11 protein-coding genes are annotated in these 14,029 nt (G+C 31.9%); all 11 read left to right on the forward strand.

What is annotated here, in order from left to right; all coding sequences use genetic code 11:
- The first annotated feature begins 18 nt into the window (after window positions 1–18).
- The 11 genes from HYG85_RS15660 to HYG85_RS15710 all read left to right on the forward strand — a co-directional run bounded on the left by HYG85_RS15660 (window position 19) and on the right by HYG85_RS15710 (window position 13,525).
- Window positions 19–1,194: a polysaccharide deacetylase family protein gene (locus HYG85_RS15660; RefSeq protein ID WP_212690436.1), complete on the forward strand. Its 1,176-nt coding sequence runs from the start codon at window positions 19–21 to the stop codon at window positions 1,192–1,194.
- A gap of 141 nt (window positions 1,195–1,335) precedes the next feature.
- Window positions 1,336–4,749 carry a helicase-exonuclease AddAB subunit AddB gene (gene addB / locus HYG85_RS15665; protein WP_212690437.1) on the forward strand — a complete coding sequence of 1,138 codons (3,414 nt, stop codon included), beginning with the start codon at window positions 1,336–1,338 and terminating at the stop codon, window positions 4,747–4,749.
- Window positions 4,750–4,845: 96 nt separating this feature from the next.
- Window positions 4,846–5,157: a ribonuclease H2 subunit B gene (locus tag HYG85_RS15670; RefSeq protein ID WP_113673835.1), complete on the forward strand. Its 312-nt coding sequence runs from the start codon at window positions 4,846–4,848 to the stop codon at window positions 5,155–5,157.
- Window positions 5,158–5,161: 4 nt separating this feature from the next.
- On the forward strand, window positions 5,162–6,202 hold the full coding sequence (locus tag HYG85_RS15675; RefSeq protein WP_113673836.1) for a V-type ATPase subunit: 1,041 nt from the start codon (window positions 5,162–5,164) through the stop codon (window positions 6,200–6,202).
- A 15-nt stretch (window positions 6,203–6,217) separates the two neighbouring features.
- On the forward strand, window positions 6,218–8,146 hold the full coding sequence (locus tag HYG85_RS15680; RefSeq protein ID WP_212690438.1) for a V-type ATP synthase subunit I: 1,929 nt from the start codon (window positions 6,218–6,220) through the stop codon (window positions 8,144–8,146).
- A gap of 129 nt (window positions 8,147–8,275) precedes the next feature.
- Window positions 8,276–8,701, forward strand: coding sequence for an ATP synthase subunit C (locus HYG85_RS15685; RefSeq protein ID WP_212690439.1), 426 nt, complete (start codon window positions 8,276–8,278; stop codon window positions 8,699–8,701).
- A 24-nt stretch (window positions 8,702–8,725) separates the two neighbouring features.
- Window positions 8,726–9,034, forward strand: coding sequence for a V-type ATP synthase subunit F (locus tag HYG85_RS15690; RefSeq protein WP_113673839.1), 309 nt, complete (start codon window positions 8,726–8,728; stop codon window positions 9,032–9,034).
- Window positions 9,035–9,085: 51 nt separating this feature from the next.
- Complete coding sequence (locus HYG85_RS15695; RefSeq protein WP_212690440.1) at window positions 9,086–9,682, forward strand: V-type ATP synthase subunit E; 597 nt, start codon at window positions 9,086–9,088, stop codon at window positions 9,680–9,682.
- Between the two features lie 13 nt (window positions 9,683–9,695).
- Entirely contained in the window at window positions 9,696–11,483 is a 1,788-nt protein-coding gene (locus HYG85_RS15700; protein ID WP_202975204.1) for a V-type ATP synthase subunit A, read from the forward strand.
- Window positions 11,480–12,874, forward strand: a complete 1,395-nt coding sequence (locus tag HYG85_RS15705) for a V-type ATP synthase subunit B (RefSeq protein ID WP_113673841.1) — start codon at window positions 11,480–11,482, stop codon at window positions 12,872–12,874. Before HYG85_RS15700 ends, HYG85_RS15705 begins: the two co-directional genes overlap by 4 nt.
- A gap of 42 nt (window positions 12,875–12,916) precedes the next feature.
- Window positions 12,917–13,525 carry a V-type ATP synthase subunit D gene (locus HYG85_RS15710; protein ID WP_113673842.1) on the forward strand — a complete coding sequence of 203 codons (609 nt, stop codon included), beginning with the start codon at window positions 12,917–12,919 and terminating at the stop codon, window positions 13,523–13,525.
- Window positions 13,526–14,029 lie beyond the last annotated feature (504 nt).

Raw genomic sequence — 14,029 nt, forward strand, 5'->3', positions numbered from 1 at the left:
GAAAGGATGAAAAGACCTATGACAAAACAAAGTAGAATTTTTAAACTATCCCAATTAGTTATGTTAGTGATGATTGTAGTATTGATGAGTGTATCCTGTAAAATGATAGACCCAGATGAAAATAATACAGGGATAGACAACGATAATGAAAAAGAAAATAATATAGATAAACAAAAAGATGAAATAGATGACAATGATAAAAATGAAGAAATAAAAGATGATAGTGAGAATACTGATACAAAAGATGAAGAAGAAGCAAAGAAACCAGTAGAGATTGATTATCAAGCAGTTAAACCTAATGAATTAGGACATATAATGGTAATTATGTATCATGGTATCATAGATCTACCACCTTATCATGTAACTGAAGAACAATTACTTGAACAGTTACAGTACATGTATGACCATAAATATAGACCTATATCTGTTAGAGACTATATAGATAATAATATTAATATAGAAGCTGGATATACACCTATAGTATTTACCTTTGATGATGGGCTCAGTTCAACTTTTTCATTGATAGAAGAAAATGGAAAACTAGTTCCTAAGCCTGGTACGGCTATTGAAATAATAGAAAGATTCTCTAAAACACATCCAGGGTTTGATAGTAAAGCTGGTTTATATATAAATGGTCAAAAAATATTTGAAGGTGCTGGAACAGTTGAGGAAAGAATCAAATGGTTGGTAGACCATGGTTATGACGTTGGTAATCATACAGCATCCCATGATAAAACACAAATGTTGAGCAAATTGGATTCTAGACAAATAATGAAAAACATTGGTATAGTCGATCAGATCATCAAGAATGCTGTTCCAGATTATACAGTTGATTCATTAGCATATACATTTGGAAACAGACCAGTAAAAGCCTTACGTAATCTAGTATTAGATGGTGAGTACAATAATATAAAGTACAATTACTCTGTTGCTTTCAAAGAAGGAGCAAGTGCGCCATATTACCCACCACTACATACAAAATTTGATCCATTGAATGTGGCTAGGGCTAGAGGGTCAAAAGGAGAAGTTCAAGATATGGGATGGTTCTTTGACTATTATGAACAACATCCAGAAAAAAAATATATCTCTGATGGAAACCCAGATAGAGTTTCAATATTAGAGAAAGATGAAGACAGCGTGAACAAAGATAAATTAGGAGAGAAAGAGCTTTACTTATATAAATTAAATCAATAATATAAATGACCTAATCAATATTTGATTGGGTCATTTTTTTCTTAACATATAGTAATTAATCTGTTAAAATAATTATGCATGAAATTTTTAATATGAAAAAAATATTTCAATAAATATAGATATGTAGTTAGGGGGATAAATATGTCATTACAATATATACTAGGATGTGCTGGAGCAGGAAAGACATATTATTGCTATGATAAGATTATTAAAGAATCCATGAAAAATATTGATAAACCCCTTATTATGATAGTTCCTGAACAATTTACTCTAGAAACTCAAAAGGATATTGTTAAACTTCATCCTTCGTCAGGTATCATGCAAATAGAGGTTTTAAGTTTTCAAAGATTAGCTTATCGTATACTTGATGAGATAGGTGGAGCCAATAAGACTTTACTTGGCAATACAGGTAAAGGTATGGTTATAAGAAAAGTCATTGAGGAAAATAAGGAGAAGCTTAGATTATTTTATAAGAATTCAGGGAAACCTGGATTTATTAAAGAATTGAAAAGTGTTATAACAGAACTCTATCAATATGATATATCATCACAAGACTTAACAAAATCATTAGTAGAATTAAGTAATAAGCCTTTATTACAAACTAAGATTAATGATTTACAGATTGTTTATGATGGATTCAAAGAGTTTATCAAGAAAGAATATATTACTAATGAAGATACCTTAGATATATTAAGTGAATCAATAAAACAATCCAATCTATTAGAGGAAGCTACAATTTGGATAGATGGATTCTATGGATTTACACCTATACAATATAAAGTGTTAAACGAGATATTAAAGAAATCCAGAGAAACATATCTCACTCTTACAATAGATAATATAAATAAATTAGATGATCTATCAGATGAATCAGAACTATTTTATGAAACCAAGAAAACAATCTACAAGCTTAATAATCTAGCGAAAGAAAGTAAAGTAAAAGTATTAAAACATATATTACTTGATAATAAATGCAATAGATATAAAAATAAAGCATTAGAACATCTGGAAAGAAACATTTTTAGATACCCGTATAAGATATATAATGAAGAAAAAAGTGATATTCATATACATACAGCACCTAATATCAGAAAAGAAGTAATTAATCTATCTGATAATATAATTAATCTAATAAAAGAAAACAACTATAGATATAGAGAGATAGCAGTGGTAACTGGTGATTTAGATGGATATGAAAAGATTATATCAAGATGTTTTAAGGAATATGATATCCCATTTTTCATAGATAAAAAGAAAGATATCCTATCAAATCCGTTAGTAGAATTTATTAGAGCTGCCATTTCAATAATTAATAAAGGATATACATATGAAACTATATTCCGATATCTTAAAACCAGTTTGACAGGGATATCTATAGAGGATATAGATATCATAGAAAATTATGTTTTGGCATATGGAATAAAAGGAAGAAAACAATGGGAACAGGTTTTTGAATACCCATACATAAATAATAAAATTAATGATGAATATGCTAATGAACAATTACAAAGAATAAATGTGACTAGGGATAAAATAGTAAATCCATTATTAGAATTTGGTAGAAACATAGGGCATAAAAAGGCTAAAGTCAAAGATATAACCCAAGCTTTGTATAATCTTATAGTAACTTTGAATGTGGAAGAAAAAATATATAATCGAAGTGAAAGATTCAGACTGGATAATGAGTTACTCTTAGAAAAAGAATATAAGGCTATCTATAAAATTATAATGGAGTTATTGGATAATATAGTAGATATACTAGGTGACGAAGAAATTACACTTAACGAATACAGTGTTATATTAGAATCAGGATTAGAACAATGCGAGATGGGACTTGTCCCGCCAGGACTTGACCAAGTTGTAGTGGGTGATTTGGAGAGGTCAAGGTTAAGGGAAATAAAAGCATTATTTATAATAGGACTTAATGAAGGTAAGATACCTAAGATATCAGTTAAGGCTAATATATTATCTGATTCCGACAAAGATAAATTAGTTGAAAAAGGTATAGAACTTGCTCCAAGTACTAAGAAAAAAGTATTTGAAGAACAATTCTTGATATATACTGGTTTAACAAAACCCAGTAACAAGCTGTATCTCAGCTATGCCAGAACAGATATAGATGGTAAATCAATGCGACCGTCAATACTTATTAGTAGAATTAAAAAAATATTTAGGAATCTAGAAGTTGTCGATATAGAATTACAACAAGATGAAGATAAAATATATCTTCAAAAACCTACTTTCAGAAATATGCTTAACAAATTACGTGAATATAATAATATCGGGCTTACGGATTATTGGAAAGATGTATATAGCTGGTACTATAGCAATGACAATTGGAGACATTCAGTAAAATCAGCTGTTAACGGTTTGTATCATATTAATACAGAAGAATTCTTGCCAGATGAATTAGTTACGAGTATTTATACAGATACACTTATTAATAGTGTTTCTAGATTGGAAGAATTTGCAAAATGTCCTTTTGCACATTTCTTGGATTATGGATTAAACGTATCAGAAAGAGTGGTTAGAGAAATAACTATGCCTGATATAGGAATATTATTTCACAGGTCCATAGATGAATTCTCTAAGAAGTTAAGTAAAAGGGAATTGGAATGGAACCAAATTGAAGATGATGTAAGGGATAGATTAGTAGAAGAAACAGTTCTACAGATAGCTGATAAATACTGCAATAATATCTTTTACAGCACAGGAAGAAACACTTATCTGATCAATAGACTTATAAGAATAACCAAAAGAGCTATTTGGGCGCTTCAATATCATATTAAAAAAGGAGAATTCAAGCCTACTGATTATGAAGTAGCATTTGACCCTGATAAAGGGGACCTTGAATCTCTGAAAATTGATTTTGATGATGAAAAAACCATGAAATTAAAAGGTAGAATTGATAGAGTTGATAGATATGAGACAGATGATACTATTTATGTAAAAGTAATAGATTATAAATCAGGTAATAAACAATTTGACATTACTGCTCTTTATTACGGATTGCAATTACAGTTGTTGGTTTATCTTAATGCTGTAACAGAATTAGAGGATAAGAAAACAACTAAAAAAATAGTACCAGCAGGTGTTTTTTACTATCACATCGATGACCCTATAATAAAAACAGAATCAGAACTTAATAAGGATGAACTGGAAAAACAAATCATTAAAAGTTTGAAGATGAATGGACTTGTCCTGGAAGATGTTCATATCATCAACAAGATGGACAAAGATATTGATAATTACTCAGATATAATACCAGTTCAAATAACAAAAAAAGGGACTATTGGAAAGAGGTCTTCAGTGGCTTCTAAAGAACAATTTGATTTATTGATGGATTTTGTCAAGGATAAGACAGAGGAGATTGGTAGAGAAATCATGAAAGGGAATATCCTCATACATCCATACAAAAACAGCAAGGACAATGCTTGTGAATATTGTAAATATTCATCTATTTGCCAGTTCGATAATTCTATGGGTGATAATGAATATAGAATATTGAATAATATGAGTAAAAATGAGGTATGGGAAAAAATAGATAAAAGTTGAGATTCTTAAAAAATTTTGATATCATATAAGTTAGGTTTAAAAAAGAGGAAGGTAAAAGAGGTATAAGAAAAGAGGTTATAGAAAAGAGGTGCGGTGATGGAAGCTATCATCAATAAAATAATTTCTATTGAAAATAAAGCTAGGGAGGTATTGGACACAACAAAAGAGGAAAAAGAAAATAAACACAAGGAAATGTTAGATAAAGTAGAAGAGTTGAAAGATAAGATATTACATGATGCAAATAGAAAAGTCAAACAACTCAGGCAAAGAGAACTTGATGAAGCTCAAGCTGAAGCAGATGAGTATATAAAAAAAGCAAAAGAAAGACTAGAAAAAATGAAGCTCTATGGAGAGGAAAAAAGGAAAATATGGAGTGATGAGCTTGTAAAAGCAGTTCTAGAGAGGTGAGTATATGCTAGCAACGTTCAAGTACAGTCATCTTTCTACTAAGATTAGGGCAATGAAAGGCAAGATGCTCACAAAAGATGACTATGAGCAACTACTTCTACGAAACAGTGTACTAGAAGTTGCGATATATCTAAAAAACAATACTTATTATAACGACTTTTTACAAGAATTAAATGAGAGTAATGTTCATAGAGGTCAAGTCGAAATGCTTTTATATAAATCTATTATCAGAGAAGCTCTTAAAATAGGTAGATATCTCAAAGGAAATGAAAAATCTGTTTTTAGATATATTTATCGACGACAAGAGATAGAAGACTTGAAGAAAATGCTTAGAACATTACAAATGGGTGGCGATATACACCAAATTGATAGAAGATTATTTTTTATTAATAAATATAGTGTTATTGATTTTAATAAGTTGTTTGCTGCTAAGGATATTAGAACGTTTGTTAATGGATTGAAGGAAACTAATTTTTACGAAATATTGAATCCATTAATAAAAGATGATAATCATATAGACCTTTTTTCAGCAGAGATGGCACTGGACATGTATTATTATAAAAAACTTATCGCACAACCTGAATTGGTTAGTGGTACAGATAAAAAGATTGCTAACCATATTATAGGTTTGGAGGCGGATTTACGTAACATCATGTGGGTATATAGAGGAAAGCATTATTATAACATATCAAAAGAGATTTTATACCGATATCATATACCCTATCGATATAAGTTGAGTCAGAAAGATTTGAGATTACTTATTAATTCTACCAGTGTAGAAGAAATAATGGAAATATTGAAAAAAACTCCCTATAATGACATATTATCTTCAGATGAACATTATTGGGAAAAGGAGTTCTACGAGTATATACTTAATATCCATGATAAAAATATAAGTATGTATCCATTCTCTATAGCACCCATACTTGGGTATATGTTCGCTAAAGAGGTAGAGATAATGAATATAACAACTATTATCGAAGGCATAAGATATGACGTTGATCCAAACAAAATTAAGAAATTTTTAATCGGTTTTGGAAAATAGGGAGGAGGCGATTTCATGTCAATTGAAAAAATGTTTTTTGTAAATGTAGCTGGACCAATTAAAGCCTTGGATTACTTTGTAATCAAGAATGTTTTACCATATGATGTACAGTTGGTTAATGCAATTTCAATACTAGATTCAGTTAAAGGATTATACCCATTTTCTATAAAAAATCCCTATGATAATGTGATTAAGAAATTAGGTAAATTATGCGAGAATCTTGACATCAAATTAGAGCAGATTGATATTGATGACAAACAAATTAATTGCGCTCTTGACGTAGAACCTGTAGTAGAAGATTTGAGTAATGAGTTATCAGAACTTATGAAGCAAAAAGAAGATATTAGTAATAAGATAAAAATAAATAAGAGGATAAGGAAACAGATTATTCCAATTAAAAACGTAGATATTGAGATTAATAAACTATTTGAGTTTGAGTTTATGAAATTCAGGTTTGGTAAAATGCCAAAAGATAGTTTCAAAAAACTAAATGACTATGTTGAAGATCTGGAAGTAATAGTATTCAAAGTATTCGAGGAAGATGACCACGTATTCTTACTGTACTTCATGCCTAAGATAGTACAAGAAAGCATTGATAGTCTCTTTGCATCGTTATACTTTGAAAGAATAAGGATTTCTGGTGAAGTAAAAGGACATCCAAAAGAAGTAATCAAGAGTATAGATGATACTTTGGCAAAGTTATCAGATGAAGAAAAAGAAATTGACAAGAAGATAGATAACTTCTACAAAGAAAATTATCATAAGATCACTGATATCTATAATATCATCAACCAGTTGGATCAGGTGTTTGATGTAAGGAGACATGTAGTCCATTCAAAGGATGCGTTTTATCTTACTGGCTGGGTTCCTCAGAGTCAGCTGGATGATTTTATGGGAAAGATTAAAGAAGATGATGACATAACGTGTATTGTTGAAGAGGATGAAGCAGTCAAGAAAACAAAACCGCCAACAAAACTAAGAAATAATAAGTTCTTTAAACCATTTGAGTCATTAGTCAAGATGTATGGTACACCATCTTACAATGAACTTGACCCTACACCTTTTGTAGCTATAACATACCTACTAATGTTTGGTATGATGTTTGGAGATATGGGACAGGGTTTAGTCATAGCATTGTTAGGTTATTATGTTTATAAGAAAAAAGGAAACGCCTTAGGGAAGATTGGTATATATGCAGGTATAGCTTCAGCGATATTCGGTCTCTTCTATGGTTCCATATTTGGTAATGAAGAGCTTCTAAGAGAGATATTTGGATTCATACCAATGATTAATCCTATGGAAAATAAACAATTAGTATTAATAATTGCTGTTGGATTTGGTGTTTTATTATTAATAATGGCAATGGTTCTAAATATATGGAATGCAGTTAAAAAGAAAAAGATGGGACAGTTGCTTTTTGATAGGAATGGAATAACAGGTTTGATTTTCTATCTTGCACTTATTTATTTAATTCTATCAAAAGTATTGATAAGTGATTATAAGATTGCAGCATGGCAGATTCTATTATTGATTGTGGTACCATTGATATTAATCTTTTTATCACATCCGTTAGGAAACTTGATAGAGAAAAAGAAACATATATTACCTGAGGATAAAGGCGGATATTTTATTGAAGCCATATTTGAACTTATTGAAACATTACTTGCCATCTTAAGTAATACCATATCATTTATAAGAGTTGGTGCTTTCGCACTTAATCATGTTGGTTTCTTTTTAGCTTTCCATATGATGGCAGATATGGTGGGTGGTACAGGAAGTATATTTGTAATGATTTTCGGTAATATATTGATTATCTGTCTGGAAGGTTTGATAGTAGGTATTCAAGGATTAAGATTGGAGTACTACGAATTATTTAGTAGATTCTTTAGTGGTGAAGGCATAAGCTTTAATCCATTCAAGATAAAAGATAAACAAGCAACTTAATATATAATGTGTAATGTATTACATAGATATTGGTTGCAAAGAGTTGTAGATAAAATTATTATAAATAGAATGAAGCCGCGTAATGATAGGTAAAATGTGGCTTATGGGAAAATCAAGGAGGAAAATATAATGGATATAGTAATGAGTTTAGCACTTTTATTAGTGGTTGTTACAGTGGGTACTGGAGTATATGCAATAAAAAAAGGTATTGATGGAAGTAAAGCCAAAACGATTTTAGGAATAAATGTTTTGAGTTTCTTTGGGATTTTAATAGTTGCTACTGTTGTTTTGTTAACAGGTGGAACTACAGCTTTAGCAGCAGAAACTGCGGAAAAAGCAGCTGCTAGTGCAGAAGGTATGAGATATATAGCAGCAGCATTATCTACTGGTTTGGCTGCTATTGGTTCAGGAATTGCAGTTGCCGTATCTGGTTCAGCAGCTATAGGTGCTATTAGTGAGGATTCAAAATTATTAGGTAAAACAGTTATCTTTGTTGGTCTTGCTGAAGGTATTGCTATCTATGGACTTATCATATCTATATTGATTTTAGGTTAAAAAGCAAACGGAGGTAGATTAGCTATGAAAATGTACCTTATAAGTGATAACGTTGATACGAAAACAGGTATGAGATTAGCAGGTGTTGAAGGTGTAGTTGTCCATGAAATGGAAGAAATAAGAAATGCCCTTGATGAAGCTCTAAAAGATAGGGATATAGGCATAATATTAATCACAGAAAAACTAGGGAAACTAATTGCAGATAAGATAAAAGACATAAAACTTAATTATCACACACCTTTGATTGTAGAGATTCCTGATAGACATGGTACAGGAAGAACACCTGATTCAATTACAAAATATGTCAGAGAAGCTATTGGATTAAAGATATAATACAAGATATTTGTTTTCGTCTAATACTGTTAAAAAGGAAGAAGGGTAATTATGCGAATTGTTGAAGAAAAGATAGATAAGTTTGCTCATGATATCATGACAGATGTTAGTAATCAAAGAAAAGAAATAATGGAGCAAACAGAAAAAGAACTTGAAGCAATATATGAAGAAAAAGAGCTTGCATATCTATCCAAAGCTTATGAAATAATTCAAAGTGGATTAAAAAGTATACAAAAAGAGAAAAATGAAATAATCTCAAGATCTATTATGGATAGCAAACGAGAAATATTAAAAGCTAGAGAAGAAATTATAAAAGGTACTTTTCTGGATGCTCAAAAAGAATTAGAAGCGTTTACCCAGAAAAAAGAATATCAAGAGTATCTTATAAACATGATAAAAGAAGATATAGCTAAAATAGGAGATGGGGAAATATTAATCTATATTGCCCATACCGATGAAAAGTATCTTAACAGGCTAAATAAAGAATTTGATAATAAGATTGTTCTTGAAGACAAGAATAAAAAAATGATTGGTGGATGTAAGATATTTAACAAGACTAAAAATATATACTTAGATGATTCATTTTACAGTAAATTATACGAGCAGAAAGAAACATTTTTGCATAATTGTAATCTTGAAATCGAGTAAAGAAGGTGGCACATTGAACAAAGATGATATGATTGTTGGTGTAAATGGACCTGTTGTAACCGTAAGAGGCAGCAGTAAATTTAAGATGTTGGAAATGGTTTTAGTTGGAAATGCCAAGTTGATAGGTGAAGTCATCAGTATAGAGAATGAAGATATAATTGTACAGGTCTATGAATCAACTACTGGAATTAAAGTAGGAGAACCTGTAATATCAACAGGTGAACCCTTGTCACTTCAATTAGGACCTGGTATTATAGGTGGAGTTTTTGACGGTATTCAACGTCCTTTGAAAAAGATGGAGGAGATTTCTGGTTCTTTTATAAGCCGAGGACTTGATATAGAATCTCTTAACACTGAAAAAGAGTGGGTAGTTGAAGTTGTTGTAAAAAAAGGTGATAACATTAAAGGCGGAGATGTTATAGCTGAGATTAAGGAAACAGATCTGGTTATACATAAAGTTATGATGCACCCATATATGTCGGGAGTAGTAGAATATGCAGCTCCTAATGGAAGATACAAAGTCCATGATACTATTGTTAAGATTAAGACAGAGCAAGATGAAATAAAAGAATTGGACTTAATACAAAAATGGCCAGTAAGAATGGCAAGACCTTTTAAGAACAGGAGAAGACTTACAATACCTCTTGTTACGGGACAAAGAGTTATTGATACGTTATTCCCAATTGCAAAAGGTGGTACAGCCTCTATTCCAGGTGGATTCGGTACTGGAAAGACAATGACCCAACATCAGTTAGCAAAATGGAGTGATGCTGATATCATTGTATATATTGGTTGTGGAGAAAGAGGAAATGAGATAACAGAGGTTTTAGAAGATTTTCCAAAGCTGATAGACCCAAAATCAGGTAAGTCACTTATGGATAGAACCATATTGATAGCGAATACTTCAAACATGCCCGTTGCGGCAAGAGAAGCTTCCATATATACAGGAATAACTTTAGCTGAGTACTATAGGGATATGGGTTATCATGTAGCCATAATGGCGGATTCAACCTCTAGATGGGCTGAGGCACTTAGGGAAATATCTGGTAGACTTGAAGAAATGCCAGCAGAAGAAGGTTTCCCTGCTTACTTACCATCAAGATTATCACAATTCTATGAGAGAGCAGGATATGTGGATAATCTTAATGACAGTGAAGGGTCAGTAAGTATAATCGGTGCTGTTTCACCACAAGGGGGAGATTTCTCAGAACCTGTTACCCAGAATACTAAGAGGTTTGTTAGATGTTTCTGGGCTCTTGACAGGCAATTAGCTTATTCAAGGCACTATCCAGCTATACACTGGCTTAATAGTTATAGCGAATATATAGACGACTTGGAAAATTGGTATGAAACTAAAGTAGCTGATGATTTCTTTGAATTGAGAACTAAGATAGTGAGTTTACTTCAAGCAGAAAGCAAATTAATGGAAATTGTTAAATTAATCGGAGCGGATATCTTACCTGAAGATCAAAAATTAACTCTTGAGATATCAAAAGTGATTAGATTAGGATTCTTACAACAGAATGCATTCAATGATATTGATACTTATGTACCTATGAAAAAACAATATAAGATGATGGAAATCATTCTATATCTACAAGATAAATCAAAAGAGTTGGTTAATGGGGGCATACCAATGTCCCAGCTTAGAAAAACAGGTATATATGATGAAATGATCAAGATGAAATATAATGTAAGTAATAACAATCTAAAAGAATTTGATTTACTGAAAGAAAAAGTTGATAATTTCTATGATGAAGTAAAGGAAAGTTATAAGAGTTTCGAAAGGAAGAAGCTATGAGTATAGAATATTTAGGATTAAAACAAGTAACTGGTTCCCTTGTAGTTCTTAGGGGTGTAAAAGATGTATCATATGAAGAAATGGTTGATATAAAACTTGAAAATGGAGAAGAACGAGTAGGCAGGGTCATAGAAATAAAAGATGATATAGCTGTTATTCAAGTTTTTGAAGGAACTACAGGTATATCAAGCGCTAATACAAGGACAAGTTTCAGGGGTAAAGCTCTTGAAATGCCTTTATCAAAAGAAATATTAGGTAGAACATTAGATGGACTTGGAAGACCAATTGATGGGCTAGGTGATATAATACCTGATGTTAGCAAAGATATTAATGGAAGCCCTATCAATCCAATATCAAGAGAATATCCAAGAAACTATATTCAAACAGGTATTTCGGCAATAGATGGACTTACTACTCTGATAAGAGGTCAGAAATTACCTGTATTCTCAGGAAATGGTCTGCCTCATGATGCTCTAGCTGTTCAGATAGTTAAACAAGCTAGACTTACAGGTAATGATGATGAAAATAACTTTGCTGTTGTTTTTGGAGCAATGGGTGTAAAAAATGATGTTGCAGAGTATTTCAGAAGAAGTTTTGAAGAAAGTGGTGTATTACAGAAAGTTGTAATGTTCCTTAATCGTGCTAATGACCCAGTTGTAGAAAGAATTGTTACTCCAAGATGTGCTTTAACGACTGCTGAGTATTTGGCATTTGAACATAATATGCATGTACTTGTCATACTGACTGATATGACTTCGTATTGTGAAGCACTTAGAGAAATATCCTCATCCAAAGGAGAGATTCCTAGTAGAAAAGGTTTCCCAGGTTATATGTACAGTGACCTTGCTTCTTTGTATGAAAGAGCAGGAATGTTAAGAGATAGATCAGGTTCAATCACACAGATTCCTATATTGACTATGCCTAATGATGATATAACCCATCCTATACCTGACTTAACTGGATATATTACAGAGGGACAGATTGTTCTTGATAGGTCATTGCATCAAAAAGGAATCTATCCACCAATAATAGTAATACCTTCATTGTCTAGACTTATGAAGGACGGTATTGGTGAAGGATTCACCAGAGAAGATCACCCTCAGATAGCCAATCAATTATTTGCCTCTTATGCTCATGTTCAAGAAGTAAAAGCTCTGGCATCAGTAATTGGTGAAGATGAGTTATCTGATATAGATAAAAAATATATGGAATTCGGTAAGGTATTTGAAGAATTATTCGTATCACAGGCTAGAGATGAGAACCGTTTCATGGATGCAACCCTTGATCTAGGCTGGAGACTTCTTGGTATATTGCCAAGAGAAGAGCTTGACAGAGTTGATGAAGAAGTATTGGATAAATATTATAAACCTTATTATGAGGAAGCGAATTAGATTACTCATATTAGCTAAACTCAGTAAAGGAAAGTGATTGATATGGATACAACATTATTTCCTACTAAAGGTAATTTGATTGTAGCAAAAAACACTCTTAGGTTGTCTAAGCAGGGTTATGAGTTATTAGATAAAAAAAGGAATATACTGGTAAGAGAAATGATGCTCCTCATTGATAAGGCTGAAGAAATTCAATCTCACATTGATTCAACTTTTACGGAGGCATATGAAGCCCTGCAAAATGCTAATATGTCTATAGGTATTAGTACTGTTGAGCAGATAGGTACTGCTGTAGAAGAAGAAAAGAATATTGAAATAAAAACAAGGAGTATCATGGGTGTAGAGATACCTATAATTAGTATACCTGAGGAAGAAATACATCCCCAGTATGGCTTTGCCAGAACAACGTTATCTCTTGACGAAGCATTCAGTAAGTTCTATAAAGTTAAGCAGTTGACAGTAGTTATGGCAGAAGTAGAAAACGCAATCTACAGACTTGCTATTAATATCAAAAGGACTCAGAAAAGAGCTAATGCTCTTAAAAACATAATGATTCCAAGATACACTGATTTAACAAAACATATACAAAATGCCTTGGAAGAAAAAGAACGAGAAGAATTTACTAGATTAAAGATGATAAAGAAGAATTGATAAAAAATCTCTTGTTGGTTATGAAAAGCCAGACAAGAGATTTTTTATTATACCTACTGTAGTAGTTGGGGGATATGGGCATACGGTCAGGGAGTAAAGGGGTATGTTTCGCCGGCACGTTAAACGTCCATGTTTAAATTGCCGGGTTCGCCGTCCATGGCTCACTACTTCACATACCCCTTTACTCCCTTCGGTAAGGGCATATGAATGCTAGTGGGTAGAAATATTAAGTTGGTAAATATACGATACTGAAACACCAAGAGCCTAGTAAATGCAATGTCTTTAATCTTTCAACGAAAACAAAAAGGTAAGGTATTCTAGGTGTTACGTCAAGTGAACCATGGACGGTGAACGCCTTTCCTTTAATCAGGACGATTAACGGAAAGGAAAAGTAACACCTAGAATACCTTACCAAAGCCACGAGCCATAAGGAAAGATTAAAGATATTGCCTTTACGGAAGCATCCCACTATATTAAACATAAAACTCTAGCTATTGCCCTAAT

Origin of the sequence: Vallitalea guaymasensis (genome assembly GCF_018141425.1) — a bacterium.
Classification (GTDB): Bacteria; Bacillota; Clostridia; order Lachnospirales; family Vallitaleaceae; genus Vallitalea; species Vallitalea guaymasensis.

Coding starts and splice junctions, on each gene's coding strand:
- HYG85_RS15660 (WP_212690436.1), top strand. CDS start 19: ATGACAAAACAAAGTAGAATTTTTAAACTATCCCAATTAGTTATGTTA.
- HYG85_RS15695 (WP_212690440.1), top strand. CDS start 9,086: ATGCGAATTGTTGAAGAAAAGATAGATAAGTTTGCTCATGATATCATG.
- HYG85_RS15685 (WP_212690439.1), top strand. CDS start 8,276: ATGGATATAGTAATGAGTTTAGCACTTTTATTAGTGGTTGTTACAGTG.
- HYG85_RS15680 (WP_212690438.1), top strand. CDS start 6,218: ATGTCAATTGAAAAAATGTTTTTTGTAAATGTAGCTGGACCAATTAAA.
- HYG85_RS15675 (WP_113673836.1), top strand. CDS start 5,162: ATGCTAGCAACGTTCAAGTACAGTCATCTTTCTACTAAGATTAGGGCA.
- addB (WP_212690437.1), top strand. CDS start 1,336: ATGTCATTACAATATATACTAGGATGTGCTGGAGCAGGAAAGACATAT.
- HYG85_RS15705 (WP_113673841.1), top strand. CDS start 11,480: ATGAGTATAGAATATTTAGGATTAAAACAAGTAACTGGTTCCCTTGTA.
- HYG85_RS15690 (WP_113673839.1), top strand. CDS start 8,726: ATGAAAATGTACCTTATAAGTGATAACGTTGATACGAAAACAGGTATG.
- HYG85_RS15670 (WP_113673835.1), top strand. CDS start 4,846: ATGGAAGCTATCATCAATAAAATAATTTCTATTGAAAATAAAGCTAGG.
- HYG85_RS15710 (WP_113673842.1), top strand. CDS start 12,917: ATGGATACAACATTATTTCCTACTAAAGGTAATTTGATTGTAGCAAAA.